We start from the raw sequence: 19,084 nt of genomic DNA on the forward strand, positions 1-19,084 counted from the left end.
CAGGCGGCCCCGGGAAACGGGTCTTCAGTTTTCGAGAAGGCGGGCGCCGGCCCAGCGGCCCGCCTGCACCAGCGTGCGCACGGTGTCGGCCAGCACCACGCGGGTGGCCAGCGCAGCCGGCGCGAGCTCGTCGTCCGACAGGCTGACCAGCAGGTTGCGCCGGCCCACGTGCTCGTCGGCGATGGCGTTGCTGGTCAGGCCGTCACCGGCCAGCCGGGCGATGGCGGCACCGGGCTGGATGGTGGCGCCCTCGCCGGCGCGCACCGCATCCATCAGCAGCGCCAGGCCGTCGATCTCGGCCACCACGCGGGGCCGCACGCCCACATGGGCGAAGGCGGCTTCCAGCGCGCTGCGCAGGCCGTGGCGTGCGCTGGGCAGGATCAGCGGCACGGTGGCCAGCTGCGCCAGCGTGATCTCCTGGCCGGCTGGCCAGGGCGCCTGCCCGCGCGCGGCGATGGCGAACAGCCGCTCGTCCAGCAGCGGCAGCATGCTGCAGCGCGGAGGCTGGCTGGTTTCGAACAGCATCGCCAGGTCCAGCTGGCGCGCCTGCAGCATGCCGGCCAGATGGCCCGACAGCGACTCGACCAGATGCAGCCGCACGTCCGGGTAGCGTGCCCGCATGGCCTGCATCAGCGGCACGCCCAGCACCGATGCCGTGGTCGGCGGCAGGCCCACGCTCACATGCCCGGCCAGCCGCGCCTGCTGCGCCGCACGCACGGCTTCGTCGGCATGGCGCAGCGTCAGCTGGGCCTGGTGCAGGAAGGCCACGCCGGCATCGGTGGGCAGCACGCCGGTGGAGCTGCGCTGCAGCAGCCGCGTGCTGAGTTCGCCCTCCAGCCGGCTGATCTGCTGGCTCAGCGCCGAGGTGACCACGCCGAGTTCCAGCGCAGCACGGCCCATGCTGCCCAACTCGCAGACTTTGACGAAGTAGCGCAGCTGGCGCAGTTCCATGGCAGTGGGTTCAGCGCGAGGTGATCGGCTCCAGCCCGGTCTTGGCGATGGCAGGCGCTGCGGCGGCCGAGCCGAGGTAGCGGATCAGTTCGCGTGCCGCCTCAGGTTGCTTCGCGGCCGTGGCAATGCCGGCCGAAAACACCGTCACGCGTTGCACCTCGGCCGGTAGCGGGCCGATGTAGTCGATGCCTTCGATCGGCAGCAGTTCGCTGACCTGCTGCAGCCCCAGCGCCGCCTCGCCACGCGCCACGATGGTGCCCACGCGTTCGGAGAGGATGCGCCGGCTCTTGGGCTTGACCTGTGCCTCAAGGCCCAGCGTTTTCAGCAGCTCGGTCTCGTAGTAGGTGCCGCTGGCGCTGGCCGAATACGCGATGGACGGCGCGGCCAGCAGCGTGCGCTTGAGCGCGTCGACCGTGCTGATGTCGGGCCGCGGCTCGCCCTTCTTCACGGCAAAGCCAATGGCCGAGCGCACCAGGTCGACCTGGCTGCCCGCGACCACCTTGCCGTCCTTCACCAGCGCGTCCAGCGCCGAGCGCGCGAGGATCACCACGTCGGCTGGCTCGCCGCGGTTGAGGCGGCTGGGGATGGAGTCGCTGGCCGCGCCCATGGAGGCGCCGTAGGCTGTCTGCACGCTGTGGCCGGTCTTCTTCTCGAACGCGGGCCGCAGGTCGTTGTAGGCGGCCGTGAAGCCGCCCGAGGTCATCACATGGATTTCGGTGCCGGCGGGCCGGCTGCCGGGGCCCGCGCAGGCCGTGAGCGCCAGGGCGGCAGCCAGCGCGAGCGCGCGGCGGCGGGTGAGTGAATGCAGCAGCGCCATGTCGTGTCTCCTTCGTCGTGATGGGTCGCGTGATCGTAGCCGTGGACGGGCCGCAGAATGGCGGCTCAGCCCTCACAACCAACGAGACCACCATGCCCGCTCCCTTCGTTTCCAAAGTCGCCACCCTCGCCGCCGCGGTGGCCCTGCTCGCCGCTGGCGCCGCGCAGGCGCAGAGCACCGCCCCGGTGCCGCCGGCCATCGACCAGGCCTACACGCAGCTCATGGCCGCGCCCGCCATCGCGCGGCTGCTCGACGCCGTCAAGGCCGACCACGAGCGCTCCATCGAAGACCTGAAGCTGCTGGTCGAGATCGAGGCGCCACCGTTCAAGGAACAGAGGCGGGCCGAGGCTTTCCTCGCGCGCATGAAGGCCCTGGGCCTGGCGGACGCGCGCATCGATGCCGAGGGCAACGTGGTGGGCCTGCGCAAGGGCACGGGCAACGGCCCCGAGCTGCTCGTCTCCGCGCACCTGGACACCGTGTTCCCCGCTGGTACCGACGTGAAGGTCAAGGAGCGTGACGGCAAGCTGTATGCGCCCGGCATCTCGGACGACACGCGTGCGCTGAGCGTGCTGCTGTCGTGGATCAAGGTGCTCAACGACCACCAGATCCAGACCGTGGGCGACCTCATGATCGTGGGCAACGTGGGCGAGGAGGAGCTGGGCAACCTGCGCGGCATGAAGGCGCTGTTCCGCGAGCACCTGGACATCGACGGCATGGTCGGCATCGAGCCCTCGGTCGACGGCACGGTGCTGACGCTGGGCACGGCCAGCCACCGCTACGAGTTCACGTTCAAGGGCCCGGGCGGCCACAGTTTCGCGGCCTTCGGCCAGGTGCCCAGCGCGATCCACGGCATGGGCCGCGCCATCGCCAAGATCGCCGAAGTGCAGACGCCGACCTTCCCCAAGACCACGTTCACCGTGGGCACGGTGGGCGGTGGCACCTCCGTCAACACCATCGCGCCGGACGCGCGCATGGCCGTGGACATCCGCTCCGACGCCATGGGCCCGCTGCTGGAGACCGAGAAGAAGATCCTGGCCGCCGTCGACGCGGCCGTGGTCGAGGAGAACAAGCGCTGGGGCGTGGACACGCTCACCGTGTCGAACAAGCTCATCGGCGACCGCCCCGGCGGCCAGACGCCGACCGACTCGCCCATCGTGCAGGCGGCCGTGCGTGCCAACGCGGGGTTCGGCCACAAGACCCTGTTCCGCGGCGCCAGTACCGACGCCAACGTGCCCATGTCGCTGGGCATCCCGGCCATCATCGTCGGCGGCGGTGGCAAGACCGGCGGCTTCCATGCGCTCAGCGAGTGGATCGATCTGACCGATGCCTGGAAGGGCGCGCAGAACTCGCTGGTGACCGTGTTGGGGCTGGTGGGCGTGCAGGGCGTCAGTGCGCCGGTGCTGGAGAAGCGGGCGCCGCGGGCGGCGGCGAAATAAGTTCACTGAAGCACCTTCGGCTTCGCCTGCGGTGCGAGCTTGCTTGGGGCGGCCCGGCGCTGCGCTCAAGGCCGCACAGCCGGCGTCTCCAGCGCCATGCCCTGGGCGCGCTGCATCAGGTACAGCTCCAGCTCCACGAGTTCGGCTGCGCCGAAGGGCGGTGCCTCGGCGCGCACACCCGTCATGCAGTTGCGCAGCCGCCGCTGCAGCGAGCCCATGCCCTGCCATTCGAGCCGGTACACGGGGTAGCCGGTCGGGTGCGCCTGCGGGATCGGGTTGCCGGCCAGCCGCTGGCCCGCCTGGCCGTCGTGGCACTGCGCGCACGACAGGTCGATCTGGCCGATGCGGCGTGCATAGACGGCCTGGCCGCGTTGCGTGAAGGGGGCCAGCCGGGCATCGTCCGGCGGCGCGATGGACAGGCCGCGCGACTGGTGGGCCACGTAAGTCTCCATGCTCAGCAGCGGCTGGCTCTCGGCCGCCCAGGGCGCGGCCTGCTGCTGCGACTGGCGGCATTGCTGGATGCGCTGGGAGAGGTTCAACGGCAGCTTGCTTGCCGCGTCGAACGCCGGGTAGCGCGCCGCCACGCCGCGCATGGACTGTGCGGCATCGCCATGGCAGGACATGCAGGACTTCTGGTCGCGCCCCGCTGGCGCGCGCCACAGCGCCTCGCCTTCGGCCACCCACAGCATGGCCGGGTTCTGGCTGTCGTCGCGCTGCATGGCCTGCGTGGCCGGGCCCATGTACGACAGGCCGGAGCGACGCGTGTCGGTCTGCGCCCACCCGGGTGCCAGCAGGCAGGCCAGCGCGAGCACGCCCCAGCGTTTCATGCGACGAGGTTCAACGCCACCGTCTGCGTCTGCGCGAAGCCGTTGTCGCCTTCCCAGCGAAAGGTCAGCGTGCCGCTGGCCTCGGCGCGCACGAAGAAGGCGACATAGGGGTTCGCCGCGACGGCCGGATGCAGCTCGGCGCTGAACACGGTCTTGCCGTCGAGCTGGCAGCTCAGGCGCCGGATGATGTCGCGCGGCACGGTCTGGCCGCCGTCGTTGACGCGGTAGCCGGTCTCCATAGGGTGGGCGATGGTGGTGCGCACCTCGAAGACTTCGCCGCGGCGCACCTGGGGCGGGATGTGGATCAGGGTTCTGGCCATGGGTTCTTCACTCGATGCAGGCGGCCAGCGTGACGATCACGTCGACCGTGTGTGACCAGGCCGTGCCGTCGCTCAGCAGCGCCACGGCCACCAGTTGCTGCGAGGTGGCGAGGCGGATGCGCGTGGAGGCCGCGGCGCGGGCCGCGTCGGGGCCGAAATGGAACACGACCACGTCGCGCTGCGGGTTGCGCTCGTTGAACAACGCGATGGACTTCACGTGGTCGGCGGCCGTCATCGGGCTGTCCACGCTCAGCGTCACGGGCACGGCATTGCCGTTCTCCACCAGCGTGGAGATGTCGAGCTTCACCTTGCCGGGCTGCGGCGCCCTGCCGCCCGCGAAGGCGTTCACGGCAGCGGCCAGGTCGCCCGTGGCGGCGCGGCCGGGCCGCACGAACACCAGCCCGGCGGCCAGGGCCAGCGTCGTTCTGCGCTGCAAGCTCATGCGTTCAGTCCTTCAAGGTCACGAGATACGCCACGACATCCTCGATCTGCTGCGCGTCCAGCAGAGGCTTGCCGCGCCAGGCCGCACCGACCTGCTGCAGGCCGTCCACGCGGTAGTAGGCCGGCATCAGGCTGCCAGGCATCAGGCGCTGCGGGTCCACCAGCCGCAGCCGCAGCTGGCCCGCGTTCCAGCGCGCGCCGGCACCGGCCAGGGTGGGCGCCAGGTCGCCCTGGAACCGTTCCTCGGCCATCGGCGCGGAATGGCACAGCAGGCACAGGCCCAGCTGCCGGTTCGCCACGATGGCGCGGCCACGCGCGGCGTCGCCCTGCTTGCCGCCCAGCGGCGCGGTGATCGCGTCGCCGACGACGGCATAGGGCGCGAGCGCCTGCGCGGGCGCCAGGGCCGGCAGCGCGGCCAGCAGCAGGGCAGGCCACCGCAGGGTCAAGCTTTCTTCAGGCTGTGGTTCTTGAGCGGCAGGTCGCGGATGCGCTTGCCGGTGGCCGCGAAGATCGCGTTCAGCACGGCCGGCGCTGCCACCGCGATGGTCGGCTCGCCCACGCCGCCCCAGAAGCCGCCCGAGGGCATGCTGATGGTCTCCACCGCCGGCATCTCGTCCATCTTGAGCACGGGGTAGGTGCTGAAGTTGTCCTGCTCAATGCGCCCGTCCTTCACCGTGCATTCGCCGTACAGCGCGGCCGACAGGCCGTAGGCGAACGAGCCCTCGACCTGCGCCTCGATCTGCTGCGGGTTCACCGCGTAGCCCGGGTCGGTGGCGGCCACGATGCGGTGGATCTTCAGCACGCCGTCGTCGCTGACCGACACCTCGGCGCACGCCGCCACATAGCTGCCGAAGCCCATGGTCTGCGCAAGGCCACGGAAGCGCCCGGCGGGCGCCGGCTTGCCCCAGCCGCCGCGCTCGGCCGCGGCGTTCAGCACGGCCAGGTGCTTGGGGTGGTTGGCCATCAACTTGCGGCGCAGCGCCAGCGGGTCTTGCTTGGTCGCGTGCGCGATCTCGTCGATGAAGCTTTCCAGGTAGATCGCGTTCTGGTTCAGGTTCACGCCGCGCCAGAAGCCCGGCGGCACATGCGGGTTGCGCATGGCATGGTCCACCAGCAAGTGCGGCACGCTGTAGCCAATGGAGGCCTCCGGCCCCGGCGCGTTGAGACCCTGGAACACCACTGGGTCGCGCCCGTCCTTGATGTTCTGCGGAAAGATGCCGGCCACGATGGACTGGCCCGAGATGCGCATGTGCAGCGCCTGCAGGTTGCCCTGCGCGTCCAGCCCGGCCGTGAGCTTGCATTGGGTGACGGGGTGGTACAGGCCGTGCTGCATGTCCTCTTCGCGCGACCAGATCATCTTGACCGGCACGCCGGGCATCTGCTTCGCAATCGCGACCGACTGGCGCACCCAGTCGTGCACCGCGCCGCGCCGGCCGAAGCCGCCGCCCAGGTGGAGCTTGTAGACCTCGCACTTCTCGGGCGGCAGGCCGGCGGCCTCGGCGGCTGCTGCCAGGGCGGCCTCGCCGTTTTGCGTGGGCGTCCAGACCTCGCAGCGCTCGGGCGTCCAGCGCGCCGTGGCGTTCATGGTCTCCATGGTCGCGTGGTTCTGGTGCGGGTAGCTGTAGACCGCCTCGATGCGGCGCGCGGCGCTGGCCAGTGCAGCCTTGGCGTCGCCATTGCTGTTGCCCACCACCGCCTGCTCGGCGGTCAGCCCGGCCTTCAGCACCTGGGCGAACTCGGCGCTGGTCGCCTTGGCATGCTCGCCGAGATCCCACTCGATGGGCAGCGCGTCCAGCGCGGTCTTGGCGCGCCACCAGGTGTCGGCCACCACGGCCACGGCGTTGTCGTTCACACGCAGCACCTTCTTGATGCCAGGGCGCTTCTCGATGGTGGCCGCGTCGAAGCTCTTGAGCTTGCCGCCGAACACCGGGCAGGCCTTGATGGATGCGTTCAGCATCCCGGGCATGGTCAGGTCCATGCCGTAGACCTGCTTGCCCGTCACCTTCTCGGCCGTGTCCAGCCGCGCCAGGCGCTTGCCGATCAGCGTCCAGTCCTTCGGGTCTTTCAAGGGCGCGTCGGCCGGTGGCGTGAGCTTGCCGGCGGCCACGGCGACCTTGCCGTAGGTGGTGCTGCGGCCCGAGGGCTGGTGCGTGATCACGCTCTTGGCCGCGCGGCATTCGGCCACCGGCACCTTCCAGCCGTCAGCGGCTGCCTGCACCAGCATCACGCGCGCGATGGCGCCGCCCTTGCGCACATAGTCGTGCGACTCGCGGATGCCGCGGCTGCCGCCGGTGGAGAAGTTGCCCCAGGCCCGCTTGCGCGCCAGGTTCTGGCCCGGCGTGGGGTATTCGGTCGTGACCTTGGCCCAGTCACATTCGAGCTCGTCGGCCACCAGCTGGGCCAGCCCGGTCAGCGTGCCCTGGCCCATCTCGGAGCGCGCGATGCGGATGACGATGGTGTCGTCCGGCTTCACCACGACCCAGGCGTTCACCTCGTCGGGCAGCGGCGTCTGTGCCAGGCCCTTGCGCGGGATGTGGAAGCCCACGACCAGCGCGCCGGCCGTGGCCGCAGTGCTGCCGAGGAAGCGGCGGCGGGTGGACATCAGGGCGCTCATGTCACGCTCCCGTCCACGTGCTGGATCGCCAGCGCCGCGCTCTTGGTGTTGCCGCCGGCCGCCACCACCTTGATCGCCGCACGCACGCGGTTGTAGGTGCCGCAGCGGCAGATGTTGGTCATGGCCTCGTTGATGTCCTGGTCGGTGGGCTGCGGCTTGGCCTTGAGCAGCGCCGCGGCGGCCATCACCATGCCGCACTGGCAGAAGCCGCACTGCGGCACGTCCAGCGCCACCCAGGCCTTTTGCACCGGGTGCGAGCCATCGGGCGACAAGCCCTCGATGGTCACGATCTTCTCGTTCGGCTCGATGGTGGAGACAGGCCGCACGCAACTGCGCGTGGGCACGCCGTCCAGGTGCACGGTGCAGGCCCCGCAGGCGGCGATGCCGCAGCCGTACTTGGTGCCGGTCAGCCCGAGCTGCTCGCGCAGCACCCACAGCAGTGGGGTGTCGGGTTCCACATCGACATCGCGTGCGACGCCGTTCACGTTCAGTTTCGCCATCGGGTGAGCTCCTGGTTCTTGTGGGGACAGAGGCCGCGGCAGTGCTGCACCGGCTCTGCGCGGCGCAGTATGCGCCGAATGTGTTGCCCGATGCACGCCCGTCGCAAAGCGCAGCACTACAGTGGGTCAATTGACAAGCGCCACGCAGGAGCCACGCAATGCCCGCCGAACGCACCCTCGACCGCCGCGCCTGGCTGCAACAAGCTGCCGCGGCTGCCACCACCCTGTGGCTGCCCCGCGCAGCCCGGAGCCAGCCGCGCCTCACGGACGACCCGTTCACGCTGGGCGTGGCCAGCGGCTCGCCGCGCGCCGATGGCGTGGTGCTGTGGACGCGGCTGCATCTGCCGGGCGCGGTGATCGGCAGCGACGCCGTCACGCTGCGCTGGGAAGTGGCCCACGACGAGGCCTTCACGCGCATCGCCCAGCGCGGCCAGGTGCAGGCGCTGCCCGACCTGGCCCACAGCGCGCATGCCGAAGTGCAAGGCCTGGCGCCCGACCGCTGGTACTTCTACCGCTTCATGGCCGGCGACGCCGTGAGCCCCACGGGCCGCACGCGCACGCTGCCCGCGGCTGACGCGCCCGTCACACGCCTGCGCCTGGCCTACGCCTCGTGCCAGCGCTGGGAGCACGGCTACTTCAGCGCCTACCGGCACATGGCAGAAGAAAACCTGGACCTCGTGCTGTTCCTGGGCGACTACATCTACGAATACCCGACGGCTGCGCAGCCCGTGCGCATCCCCTCCGGCGGCTGGGTGCTGACGCTGGACGACTACCGCCAGCGCTATGCGCTGCACAAGAGCGAGCCGGAACTGCAGCGCATGCACGCCGCCTGCCCCTGGCTCGTGACCTGGGACGACCACGAGGTGCAGAACGACTACGCCGGCAGCCATGTCGGTCAGGGCGGCCCGGCGGTGGCCGATTTCGCGGCCCGCCGCGCGGCCGCCTACCAGGCCTTCTACGAGCACATGCCCTTGCGTGCGAGCGTGCTCACGCGCGCATTCGCGGGCCTGGCCTCGGGAGCCGAGATGCGCATCCACGGCCAGCTGTCCTGGGGCCGGCTCGCATCGCTGATGCTGCTGGACGCGCGCCAGTTCAAGAGCGCCCAGGCCTGCACGCCCGAGGGCCGGCCCGGCTCGGCCACTCTCGACCCGCAGACGTGCGAGACCTGGGCCGACCCCGAACGCAGCATGCTCGGCACCGCGCAGGAGCAGTGGCTGGACCAGACGCTGGCCACCCAGGGCGCGGCCCATGTGTGGAACTTCGTCGGCCAGCAAAGCCTGCTGGGCCAGCGCGGCTTTCGCACCGCGTCGGGGCAGCGCCTGTGGAACGACGGATGGGACGGCTACGCCCCGGCTCGCCGCCGGCTGACCGATGCGCTGCAGCAGCACCGTGTGGCCAACCCGGTCTTCCTGGGCGGCGATGTGCACGAGAACTGGGTGGGCCATGTGAAGGCCGATTACGCCGATCCGGCCAGCGCCAGCGTGGGGGTGGAGTTCTGCGGCACCAGCATCACTGCGCGCGCATCTGCCAACCCACGCACGACCGAGGTGCTGGCGCAGAACCCGCATTTCGTGTTCGCCGACGCGCAGCGGCGCGGCTATGGGGTGGTCGAGTGCACGCCGCAGTTGCTGACGACGCGGTTGCGTGTGCTGGACGACGTGACCCGGCGCGACACGCAGGCCGAGACGCTGGCCAGTTTCGTGGTGGAGGCGGGCAGGGCGGTGGTGGAGCGGGCCTGAATCGGTTTCAGGTTTTGTCGTCCGTGCGCCGCCGCTTCTCGGCGCGCTGCTCGGCGATCAGTTCCACCGAGCCATCGGCGTTCTGCCGCTCCAGCCGCACGTTGAAGCCCCACAGCGTGGCCAGGTGGCGCAGCATGGTGGTGCTGGACTCGCCCAGCGGCCGGCGCTGGTGCGCGAAGTGGCGCACGGTGAGCGAGCGGTCCCCGCGCAGGTCCACGTTCCACACCTGCAAATTGGGCTCGCGGCTGCCCAGGTCGTATTGCTCCGAGAGCTGCCGGCGCAGCGCGCGGTAGCCGTTTTCGTCGTGGATGGCCTGGATCTCCAGCTTGCCGCGGCTGTCGTCGTCCAGCACCGAGAACAGGCGGAAGTCGCGCATCAGCTTGGGCGACAGGTACTGCGCAACGAAGCTCTCGTCCTTGAAGTTCTGCATGGCGAAGTCGAAGGTCTTGCGCCAGTCCGAGCCCGCGATCTCCGGGAACCACTCGCGGTCTTCGGCCGTCGGATCCTCGCAGATGCGGCGGATGTCGCGCCACATGGCAAAGCCCAGCGCGTACACGTTGATGCCCGAGAAATGCGGGCTGTTGTAGGCCGGCTGGTAGACCACGTTGGTGTGCGACTGCAAGAATTCCATCATGAAGCCGTCGCTGAGCCGGCCTTCGTCGTACAGCGTGTTGAGGATGGTGTAGTGCCAGTAGGTGGCCCAGCCCTCGTTCATCACCTGCGTCTGGCGTTGCGGATAGAAATACTGCCCCACCTTGCGCACGATGCGCACCACCTCGCGCTGCCAGGGCTCCAGCAGCGGCGCGTTCTTCTCGATGAAGTACAGCAGGTTTTCTTCCGGCTCCTTGGGGAAGCGCGCCTCCTGGGCGCGCTGCTCGGCCTCGGCCCGCGGCGGCAGCGTGCGCCACAGGTCGTTGACCTGGGCCTGCAGGTATTCCTCGCGCTCCTTCTGGCGCAGCGTTTCCTTTTCCAGCGACAGCTTGGGCGAGCGCTTGTAGCGGTCCACGCCCACGTTGGTCAGCGCGTGGCAGGCGTCGATGAGCCGCTCCACGGCCTCCACGCCGTGGCGCTCCTCGCACTGCGCGATGTAGTTCTTGGCGAACACCAGGTAGTCGACGATGGCGTCGGCGCTGGTCCACTGCTTGAACAGGTGGTTGCCCTTGAAGAACGAGTTGTGGCCGTAGGCCGCATGGGCGATCACCAGCGCCTGCATGGGCAAGGTGTTCTCGTCCATGAGGTAGGCGATGCAGGGGTTGGAGTTGATGACGATCTCGTACGCCAGCCCCATCTGCCCGCGCTTGTAGCGGTTTTCCGTCGCCAGGAAATGCTTGCCGAAGGACCAGTGGTGGTAGTAGACCGGCATGCCGATGGAGGCGTAGGCGTCCATCATCTGCTCGGCGCTGATCACCTCCAGCTGGTGCGGGTAGCAGTCCAGCCCGTAGCGGTGGGCGACCTGGCGAATGGCCTCGTCGTATTCCTCGATGGCCTCGAAGGTCCATTCGGAGCCTGCGGGCAGGGGCTTGGCGGTGGTCTTGGTCAGCATTTCAATGTTCCATGCCGCGGTTCGAATGGCCGCGGAGCAGGCCATGCCAGGGCACCCGCGGATCTGGCTCTGCCAGGCCGCTGGGTGCGCCCCCCCCCGCGTAGCAGAGGGGGGTTGGCGCAGCGCGCAGCGCGGAGACTGGGGGCAGTCATCTCAAGCCCGGCGTTTGAACAGTTCGCGGAACACCGGGTAGATGTCGGCGACCGTGGAAATGCGCTGCATCGCGAAATGCCCCTCGCGCTTGGCCTGCAGCTTCTCGTACTCTTCCCACAGATTCTGCGGCGGGCCGTCCGTGATCTCGATGTAGGCGAAATACTGCGTCAGATCCAGGATCTGGTTCTGCAGGATGTCGCGGCAACGCGGCGAATCGTCGTGCCAGTTGTCGCCGTCCGACGCCTGCGCGCCGTAGATGTTCCAGGTGGTGCTGGGGTAGCGCGCCACGATGATCTCGTGCATCAGCGTGAGCGCACTGCTCACCACCGTGCCGCCCGATTCGCGCGAGGTGAAGAAGTCGTCCTCGTTCACCTCGGTGGCCACCGTGTGGTGGCGGATGAACACCACCTCGATGTGCTCGTAGTTCCGGTTCAGGAACAGGTAGAGCAGCATGAAGAAGCGCTTGGCCACGTTCTTGCGGCCCTCGTCCATGGAGCCCGAGACGTCGAGCAGGCAGAACATCACGGCCTGCGTCGACGGCTTGGGTGTCTTCACGCGGTTGTTGTAGCGCAGGTCGAAGGTGTCCACGAAGGGCACGGCTTCGATCTTGGCGCGCAGCTTGGCGATCTCCTTGCGCACGCGTTCGACTTCCGGGTCGGTCTCGGGCACGGTCTCCATCAGCTCGGCCAGTTCCTTCTCAAGCGCGCGCAGTTGCGACGCGTATGGCCCGCCGATCGCGATGCGCCGGCCCGCGGCGCCGCGCATGGTGCGGGTCAGGTTCACGTTGGTCGGCACGCCGGTCTGCACGAAGCCGGCCCGCGTGCGCTTGTACTGCTCGATCTGGGCCAGCTGCTGCTTCACGAGATTGGGCAGCGCCATCTCGTCGAAGAAGATGTCCAGGAACTCGTCCTTGGTCAGCGTGAAGACGAAGTCGTCCAGGCTCTCGCCCTCGTTGCCGGCCTTGCCCTTGCCGCCACCCCCGCCGCCACCGCCCTTGGGCCGGTCGACCTGGTCGCCGCGGTTGAAGCGGTCGTTGCCGGGCCGCACGGCCTCCCATACGCCGCCTTGCCCGTGTTCGAACTGGGGCTCGTCGATGTCCTTGCCGGGGATGCCGATCTTCTCGCCATCGTCCAGGTTCTTCAGGCCGCGCTTGTTGATGGCATCGGCCACCGCCTTGCGGATCTGCCCCTTGAAGCGCTGGATGAAGCGGCTGCGATTGACGGAGCTCTTGTTCTTGCTGTCGTAACGTCGATCGACGATGCGCACGTTCATGCAGGTCCTCCGTTGCGACGCGACCTCAAGACGATTTGCGCACGCGCAGATACCACTCGCAGAGCAGGCGCACCTGCTTCTCGGTGTAGCCCTTGGTGATCATGCGGTCCACGAAGTCCTTGTGCTTCTTCTGCTCCTCGCCGCTGGCCTTGGCGTTGAACGAGATCACGGGCAGCAACTCCTCGGTGTTGGAGAACATCTTCTTCTCGATCACCGCGCGCAGCTTTTCGTAGGACGTCCAGGCCGGGTTCTTGCCATCCTGCCGGGCACGGGCGCGCAGCACGAAGTTGACCACCTCGTTGCGGAAGTCCTTGGGGTTGGAGATGCCCGCGGGCTTCTCGATCTTCTCGAGCTCGTCGTTCAGCGCGGCGCGGTCCAGGATCTCACCGGTGTTCGGGTCGCGGTACTCCTGATCCTGGATCCAGAAATCGGCATAGACCACGTAGCGGTCGAAGATGTTCTGGCCGTATTCGGAGTAGCTCTCCAGGTAGGAGGTCTGGATCTCCTTGCCGATGAATTCCGCGTAGCGCGGCGACAGGAACTCCTTGATGTAGCGCAGGTACTTCTCGCCGACCTCGGGTGGGAACTGCTCCTGCTCGATCTGCTGCTCCAGCACATACATCAGGTGCACCGGGTTGGCCGCCACCTCGCGGTGGTCGAAGTTGAACACCCGCGAGAGGATCTTGAACGCGAAGCGTGTGGAGAGCCCGATCATGCCCTCGTCGACGCCAGCGAAGTCGCGGTACTCCTGGAAGCTCTTGGCGCGCGGGTCCGTGTCCTTCAGGTTCTCACCGTCGTACACGCGCATCTTGGAGAAGATGGCCGAGTTCTCCGGCTCCTTCAAGCGCGACAGCACCGAGAACTGCGCCAGCATGCGCAAGGTGTCGGGCGCGCAGGGCGCCTGCGACAGCGAGGAGTTGACGACCAGCTTCTCGTAGATGTGGATCTCGTCCGACACGCGCAGGCAGTACGGCACCTTGACGATGTAGATCCGGTCGAGAAAGGCCTCGTTGTTGCGGTTGTTGCGGAAGGCCTGCCACTCGGCCTCGTTCGAGTGCGCCAGGATCAGGCCGTCGAACGGGATGGCGCCAAAGCCTTCCGTGCCCTTGTAGTTGCCTTCCTGCGTGGCCGTCAGCAGTGGGTGCAGCACCTTGATGGGCGCCTTGAACATTTCCACGAACTCGAGCACCCCGCGGTTGGACAGGCACAGGCCGCCCGAATAGGAGTACGCGTCCGGGTCGTCCTGCGAATACGTCTCCAGCTTGCGGATGTCGATCTTGCCGACCAGGGCCGAGATGTCCTGGTTGTTCTCGTCGCCCGGCTCGGTCTTGGACACGGCGATCTGCTTGAGCACCGAGGGCCGGATCTTCACCACACGGAACTTGGTGATGTCGCCGCCGAACTCCTGCAGCCGCTTCACGGCCCAGGGGCTCATGATGGTGGACAGGTAGCGGCGCGGGATCTTGTAGTCGTCTTCGAGCAGCTGCGCGTCTTCGGCCGGGTTGAACAACCCGAGCGGCGACTCGTGCACGGGCGAGCCCTTGATCGCGTAGAACGGCACCTTCTCGATCAGATACTTGAGCCGCTCGGCCAGCGAAGACTTGCCGCCGCCCACCGGCCCCAGCAGGTACAGCACCTGCTTCTTTTCTTCCAGGCCCTGGGCCGCATGGCGGAAGTACGAGACGATGCTCTCGATCACCTCTTCCATGCCGTACAGGTCGCGGAAGGCGGGGTACACGCGGATCATCTTGTTGGCGAAGATGCGCGACAGACGCGGGTCTGTGCGCGTGTCCACCAGCTCCGATTCGCCGATGGCCAGCAGCATGCGCTCTGCAACACTGGCGTAGGCGGTGGGGTCTGTCTTGCACAGCTCCAGGTATTCCTGGACTGACATTTCCTCTTCCTGGGCCGCCTCGAAGCGGTCTTGATAACGGGCAAAGATCGACATCGTTTCTCCTGTGATTTGGATACTGCTGTCTACGCTTTGAGTGGCGTTTCGCGAGAAGGTTTAAATCATCATAGCCCTTCCCCGAAAACGTTAAGCAACAAATATGCGCGGTGTTGCAGGGGATCCAGATCCCTTGGCGGCAAGGTCCGCGCAGGCCCTGCAGAATGACGTCCCCACGCCGACCGCGCGGTGCCTGCCCATCAGGGCTGCATGAGTTCCAGCAGCCTGTCCAGCCCGCCGGTTTCGATGGACACCATGGCCTGCTCGCGCACCTTGGGCTTGGCGTGGTAGGCCACCGACAGGCCGGCCTCGCCCATCATCGGCAGGTCGTTCGCGCCGTCGCCCACCGCGATCGTCTGGTTCGGCGCGATGCCCAGCAGCGAGGCCACTTCCAGCAGCGTGCGGCGCTTCTCGGCCCCGTCGCAGATGTCGCCCCAGGACTGCGTGACCACGCGGCCCGTGAGCTGGCCGTCGGCTTCCTCCAGCAGGTTGGAGCGCGCGAAATCGATGCCCAGGTCGGCCTTCACGCGGTTGGCGAAGAACGTGAAGCCGCCCGATACCAGCAACACCTTGAGGCCCGCGGCCTTGCAGGCGTCGACGAGTTCGCGCGCACCGGGGTTGAGCCGCAGGCGCTCGTCGTAGACCTGCTGCAGCGCCCGCACGGGCACGCCCTGCAACAGGGCCACGCGGCGTGTGAGGCTCTCCTTGAAGTCCTTGATCTCTCCGCGCATCGTGGCCTCGGTGATGGCCGCGACCTCGGCCTTCTTGCCGACGGCGTCTGCGATCTCGTCGATGCATTCGATGTTGATCAGCGTCGAGTCCATGTCGAACGCGATGAGCTTGAAGTCGGCCAGGCGCAGGCTGGGCGTGACGATGCGGACCGTGAGGCCAGGGGCGAAGGATGAGGCTGTCATGGGGGCTTGGAGGTTGAAGGGGTCAGGCGGCTTGCACGACGGGCTTGCCCAGATGGCGCAACACATCGCGCACCATCTGCGCCCGGTCCTTGGGCTCGGGCAGTTCGCGCTCGATGCGCAGCTTTTCGTTGCCTACCAGCTTGATGTGCTTGTTCTTCTGGATCAGCTCGATGATGCGCATGGGCTCGATCGGCGCGTCGGGCTTGAAGCTGATGTGCGTCACGCCCGGTGCGGCGTCGACCTTGACCACTCCATATGGGCGGGCCAGCACGCGCAGCCGGTGCACATCGATCAGTGTCTGCGCCTGCGGCGGCAGCTTGCCGAAGCGGTCGACGATTTCCTCCAGCAGGATGTCGACCTGGTCGGCGGTCTTCGCCGTGGCCAGCTTCTTGTAGAACGACAGGCGCAGGTGCACGTCGCCGCAGTAGTCGTCGGGCAGCAGGGCGGGCGCGTGCAGGTTGATCTCGGTGGTGACCGACAGCGGGGCCAGCAGGTCGGGCTCCTTGCCTTCCTTCAGGCTGCGCACGGCCTCGGCCAGCATCTCGTTGTAGAGCTGAAAGCCCACCTCCAGCATGTTGCCGCTCTGGTTCTCGCCCAGCACTTCGCCGGCACCGCGGATCTCCAGGTCGTGCATGGCGAGGTAGAAGCCTGAGCCCAGTTCTTCCATCTGCTGGATGGCTTCGAGCCGCTGCGATGCCTGCTTGGTCAGGCCCTCGATGTCCGGCACCATCAAGTAGGCGTAGGCCTGGTGGTGGCTGCGGCCCACGCGGCCGCGCAGCTGGTGCAGCTGAGCCAGGCCGAACTTGTCGGCACGGCTCATGACGATGGTGTTGGCCGTCGGCACGTCGATGCCGGTCTCGATGATGGTGGAGCACAGCAGGAGGTTGCTTCGCTGGGCGGTGAAGTCGCGCATCACGGCTTCCAGCTGGCGCTCGGGCATCTGGCCATGGGCGACGGCGATGCGCGCCTCGGGTAGCAGCTCCTCGAGCTTGGCGCGCCGGTTCTCGATGGTCTCGACCTCGTTGTGCAGGAAATAGACCTGGCCGCCGCGCTTCAACTCGCGCAGCACGGCCTCGCGGATCACGCCATTGCTCTCGCTGCGCACGAAGGTCTTGATGGCCAGCCGGCGCTGGGGTGCGGTGGCGATCACCGACAGGTCGCGCAGGCCCTCCAGCGCCATGCCCAGCGTGCGCGGAATCGGCGTGGCCGTCAGCGTGAGCACGTCGACCTCGGCGCGCATGGCCTTCATGGCCTCCTTGTGGCGCACGCCGAAACGGTGTTCCTCGTCGATGATGAGCAGGCCCAGCTGCTTGAACTTGACGGACGCGCTGAGCAGCTTGTGCGTGCCGACCACGATGTCCACGCTGCCGTCTTCCAGGCCCTTGGCCGCAGCCGTGATCTCCTTGCCGGAGCGGAAGCGGCTCATCTCGGCGATCTTGACCGGCCACTTGGCGAAGCGGTCGGTCAGCGTCTGGTAGTGCTGCTCGGCCAGCAGCGTGGTCGGCGCGAGGAAGGCCACCTGCCTGCCGCCCGTCACGGCAACGAAGGCGGCGCGCAGGGCGACCTCGGTCTTGCCGAAACCCACGTCGCCGCAGACCAGGCGGTCCATGGGCTGGGGCGAGATCATGTCCTGGATCACGGCATGGATGGCCGCGTTCTGGTCGGCCGTTTCGTCGAAGCCGAAGTCGTTGGCGAAGGTCTCGTAGTCCTGCGCCGCGAAGCGGAAGGCGTGGCCTTCGCGCGCAGCGCGGCGCGCGTAGATGTTCAGCAACTCGGCGGCCGCGTCGCGCACCTGTTCGGCAGCGCGGCGCTTGGCCTTGTCCCACTGGCCCGAGCCCAGCTTGTGCAGCGGCGCCTCGTCGGCGCTGACGCCGGTGTAGCGGCTGATCAGGTGCAGCTGGCTGACCGGCACGTAGAGCAGGGCCTTGTCGGCGTATTCCAGGTGCAGGAATTCCGAGCTGCCCTGGCCCAGGTCCAGGTTCACGAGCCCGCGGTACCGGCCGATGCCGTGCGCAGCGTGGACCACCGGGTCGCCGACGTTGAGCTCGGCCAGGTCCTTGATCAAGGCCTCGACGTCGCTGACCTGCTCCTGCTTGCGGCGCCGGCGCACGCCGGGGCCCGCGGCGAACAGCTCGGTCTCGGTCACGAAGTCGATGCCGGCCTCCAGCCAGGCGAAGCCCGCGCCGAGCGCTGCCGTGGCCATTCCCAGCTTCTCATCGCTGGCCTCGAAGTCGGCCAGGCTGTCGAACACCGGCGGCGCCAGCGCGCTGGCGCGCACGAAGTCCAGCAGGCTTTCGCGCCGGCCATCGGACTCGGCCAGCAGCAGCACGCGCTGCTGGGTGTTGCGCAGGTGGCCCGTCAGGCGCGCCAGCGGCTCGTCGGCGCCACGTACGACGGACAGGGCCGGCAGCGGCGCGAACTCGGCGTAGGGCGTGTCGTCCGCCCCCAAGGCCTGCGCGGGGCGCAGCGCCAACTGGGCATGCTGGTTGGACTGCGCGTAGAACTGTTCGCTGGACAGGAACAGCGCCTCGGGCGGCAGCACGGGGCGGTCCGGGTCGCCCTGCAGCAGGCGGTGGCGGTCGCGTGTGTCCTGCCAGAAGCGCTGGAACGCCGATTCCAGGTCGCCATGCAGGACCACGGTGGCGGCTTCGCCCAGGTAGTCGAACACGGTGGCGGTCTGCTCGAAAAACAGCGGCAGGTAGTACTCGATGCCGGCCGTGGCCACGCCGTTGCCCATGTCTTTGTAGATGCGGCTTCGCGTGGGGTCACCCTCCAGCAACTCGCGCCAGCGGCTGCGAAAGCGCGCGCGGCCTTCGTCGTCCATCGGGAATTCACGGCCCGGCAGCAGCCGGACCTCGGGCACCGGGTACAGGCTGCGCTGGCTGTCGGGGTCGAAGGTGCGGATGGAGTCGATCTCGTCGTCGAACAGGTCCACCCGGAAGGGCACGGCAGAGCCCATGGGGAACAGGTCGATCAATCCGCCGCGTACTGCGTACTCGCCCGGGCTCACGACCTGGGTCACATGGCTGTAGCCGGCCAGCGTGAGCTGGGACTTCAGCCGCGCCTCGTCCAGCTTCTGCTTGACCTTGAAATGGAAGGTCGTGCCGGCCAGGAAGCTGGGAGGCGCCACGCGGTACAGCGCCGTGGTCGCGGGCACCAGCACCACGTCGACACCGGCCTCGGGGTCGCGCCGCGCCGCGCCCGCGTACAGGCGCCACAGCGTGGCCAGGCGTTCGCTGATCAGGTCCTGGTGCGGCGAGAAGGTGTCGTAGGGCAGGGTCTCCCAGTCCGGGAACAGGCCGCAGCGCAGTTCGGGCGCAAAGAAGCGCATCTCTTCGAGCAGGCGCTGCGCGTCGTTGGCGTCCGAGGTCACGATGGCCGTCACGCGCTGGCCGGCCTTCTCGCGCAGGGCCAGGCGGGCCAGCAGCAGGGCGTCGGCCGAGCCGGGCGGGCGCGGCAGTGTGAAACGTTTGCCGGGAATGAGTTTGGGGAGATCCATGGGCGGCGCAAATGCAGGCATGTGGAAAAACCAAAACCCCCCGCCGGGCGAGGGCGGGGGGTGTGGCGATGCGGGGATTTTAGGCAAGGGCTGCAGGATGTGCAGACTCC

15 protein-coding genes are annotated in these 19,084 nt (G+C 68.3%); 2 read left to right on the top strand and 13 right to left on the bottom strand.

Features of this window, described 5'->3' with window-relative positions:
• Positions 1–24 precede the first annotated feature (24 nt).
• Together ASF43_RS12605 and ASF43_RS12610 are read right to left on the bottom strand one after the other, a co-directional pair.
• Positions 25–951, bottom strand: a complete 927-nt coding sequence (locus tag ASF43_RS12605; protein WP_056181290.1) for a LysR substrate-binding domain-containing protein — start codon at positions 949–951, stop codon at positions 25–27.
• 10 nt (positions 952–961) lie between these two features.
• Complete coding sequence (locus ASF43_RS12610; protein ID WP_056181293.1) at positions 962–1,768, bottom strand: extracellular solute-binding protein; 807 nt, start codon at positions 1,766–1,768, stop codon at positions 962–964.
• 92 nt (positions 1,769–1,860) lie between these two features.
• Here ASF43_RS12610 and ASF43_RS12615 point away from each other — a divergent pair, with 92 nt between their 5' ends.
• Positions 1,861–3,204 carry a M20/M25/M40 family metallo-hydrolase gene (locus ASF43_RS12615; protein ID WP_056183345.1) on the top strand — a complete coding sequence of 448 codons (1,344 nt, stop codon included), beginning with the start codon at positions 1,861–1,863 and terminating at the stop codon, positions 3,202–3,204.
• 65 nt (positions 3,205–3,269) lie between these two features.
• On the opposite strand, the gene soxA is transcribed toward ASF43_RS12615, so the two are convergent.
• From soxA to ASF43_RS12645, 6 genes are read right to left on the bottom strand one after another with little or no spacing between them, the layout of a single operon-like run.
• Positions 3,270–4,031, bottom strand: a complete 762-nt coding sequence (gene soxA / locus ASF43_RS12620) for a sulfur oxidation c-type cytochrome SoxA (RefSeq protein WP_056181296.1) — start codon at positions 4,029–4,031, stop codon at positions 3,270–3,272.
• Positions 4,028–4,351, bottom strand: coding sequence for a thiosulfate oxidation carrier complex protein SoxZ (soxZ, locus tag ASF43_RS12625; protein WP_056181299.1), 324 nt, complete (start codon positions 4,349–4,351; stop codon positions 4,028–4,030). Before soxZ ends, soxA begins: the two co-directional genes overlap by 4 nt.
• 7 nt (positions 4,352–4,358) lie before the next feature.
• Positions 4,359–4,793, bottom strand: a complete 435-nt coding sequence (locus tag ASF43_RS12630; protein ID WP_056181302.1) for a SoxY-related AACIE arm protein — start codon at positions 4,791–4,793, stop codon at positions 4,359–4,361.
• A gap of 4 nt (positions 4,794–4,797) precedes the next feature.
• Positions 4,798–5,238, bottom strand: a complete 441-nt coding sequence (gene soxX / locus ASF43_RS12635; protein WP_200932521.1) for a sulfur oxidation c-type cytochrome SoxX — start codon at positions 5,236–5,238, stop codon at positions 4,798–4,800.
• Entirely contained in the window at positions 5,235–7,406 is a 2,172-nt protein-coding gene (locus ASF43_RS12640) for a xanthine dehydrogenase family protein molybdopterin-binding subunit (protein ID WP_056181305.1), read from the bottom strand. Before ASF43_RS12640 ends, soxX begins: the two co-directional genes overlap by 4 nt.
• On the bottom strand, positions 7,403–7,906 hold the full coding sequence (locus ASF43_RS12645) for a (2Fe-2S)-binding protein (protein WP_056181309.1): 504 nt from the start codon (positions 7,904–7,906) through the stop codon (positions 7,403–7,405). The genes ASF43_RS12640 and ASF43_RS12645 overlap by 4 nt, the downstream gene beginning before the upstream one ends.
• 158 nt (positions 7,907–8,064) lie before the next feature.
• On the opposite strand from ASF43_RS12645, the gene ASF43_RS12650 reads away from it, so the two are divergent.
• Positions 8,065–9,645 carry an alkaline phosphatase gene (locus tag ASF43_RS12650; protein ID WP_056181312.1) on the top strand — a complete coding sequence of 527 codons (1,581 nt, stop codon included), beginning with the start codon at positions 8,065–8,067 and terminating at the stop codon, positions 9,643–9,645.
• Positions 9,646–9,652: 7 nt separating this feature from the next.
• Here the strand turns inward: ASF43_RS12650 and ASF43_RS12655 are convergent, their stop codons facing one another.
• The 5 genes from ASF43_RS12655 to mfd form a co-directional block, all read right to left on the bottom strand.
• On the bottom strand, positions 9,653–11,188 hold the full coding sequence (locus tag ASF43_RS12655; RefSeq protein WP_056181315.1) for a SpoVR family protein: 1,536 nt from the start codon (positions 11,186–11,188) through the stop codon (positions 9,653–9,655).
• A gap of 153 nt (positions 11,189–11,341) precedes the next feature.
• Entirely contained in the window at positions 11,342–12,613 is a 1,272-nt protein-coding gene (locus ASF43_RS12660; protein ID WP_056181317.1) for a YeaH/YhbH family protein, read from the bottom strand.
• Positions 12,614–12,638: 25 nt separating this feature from the next.
• Positions 12,639–14,561 (bottom strand): PrkA family serine protein kinase, encoded by a 1,923-nt coding sequence (locus ASF43_RS12665; RefSeq protein WP_056181320.1) that lies wholly within the window; start codon positions 14,559–14,561, stop codon positions 12,639–12,641.
• 200 nt (positions 14,562–14,761) lie between these two features.
• A complete protein-coding gene (gene serB, locus ASF43_RS12670; protein WP_056181323.1) occupies positions 14,762–15,475 on the bottom strand; it encodes a phosphoserine phosphatase SerB in 714 nt (237 codons plus the stop codon).
• 22 nt (positions 15,476–15,497) lie between these two features.
• On the bottom strand, positions 15,498–18,974 hold the full coding sequence (gene mfd / locus ASF43_RS12675) for a transcription-repair coupling factor (RefSeq protein WP_056181327.1): 3,477 nt from the start codon (positions 18,972–18,974) through the stop codon (positions 15,498–15,500).
• Between the last annotated feature and the right edge of the window lie 110 nt (positions 18,975–19,084).

This window comes from Pseudorhodoferax sp. Leaf267, assembly GCF_001422405.1.
GTDB lineage: Bacteria > Pseudomonadota > Gammaproteobacteria > Burkholderiales > Burkholderiaceae_C > Pseudorhodoferax.

Coding starts and splice junctions, on each gene's coding strand:
- ASF43_RS12605 (WP_056181290.1), bottom strand. CDS start 951: ATGGAACTGCGCCAGCTGCGCTACTTCGTCAAAGTCTGCGAGTTGGGC.
- ASF43_RS12610 (WP_056181293.1), bottom strand. CDS start 1,768: ATGGCGCTGCTGCATTCACTCACCCGCCGCCGCGCGCTCGCGCTGGCT.
- ASF43_RS12615 (WP_056183345.1), top strand. CDS start 1,861: ATGCCCGCTCCCTTCGTTTCCAAAGTCGCCACCCTCGCCGCCGCGGTG.
- soxA (WP_056181296.1), bottom strand. CDS start 4,031: ATGAAACGCTGGGGCGTGCTCGCGCTGGCCTGCCTGCTGGCACCCGGG.
- soxZ (WP_056181299.1), bottom strand. CDS start 4,351: ATGGCCAGAACCCTGATCCACATCCCGCCCCAGGTGCGCCGCGGCGAA.
- ASF43_RS12630 (WP_056181302.1), bottom strand. CDS start 4,793: ATGAGCTTGCAGCGCAGAACGACGCTGGCCCTGGCCGCCGGGCTGGTG.
- ASF43_RS12640 (WP_056181305.1), bottom strand. CDS start 7,406: ATGAGCGCCCTGATGTCCACCCGCCGCCGCTTCCTCGGCAGCACTGCG.
- ASF43_RS12645 (WP_056181309.1), bottom strand. CDS start 7,906: ATGGCGAAACTGAACGTGAACGGCGTCGCACGCGATGTCGATGTGGAA.
- ASF43_RS12650 (WP_056181312.1), top strand. CDS start 8,065: ATGCCCGCCGAACGCACCCTCGACCGCCGCGCCTGGCTGCAACAAGCT.
- ASF43_RS12655 (WP_056181315.1), bottom strand. CDS start 11,188: ATGCTGACCAAGACCACCGCCAAGCCCCTGCCCGCAGGCTCCGAATGG.
- ASF43_RS12660 (WP_056181317.1), bottom strand. CDS start 12,613: ATGAACGTGCGCATCGTCGATCGACGTTACGACAGCAAGAACAAGAGC.
- ASF43_RS12665 (WP_056181320.1), bottom strand. CDS start 14,561: ATGTCGATCTTTGCCCGTTATCAAGACCGCTTCGAGGCGGCCCAGGAA.
- serB (WP_056181323.1), bottom strand. CDS start 15,475: ATGACAGCCTCATCCTTCGCCCCTGGCCTCACGGTCCGCATCGTCACG.
- mfd (WP_056181327.1), bottom strand. CDS start 18,974: ATGGATCTCCCCAAACTCATTCCCGGCAAACGTTTCACACTGCCGCGC.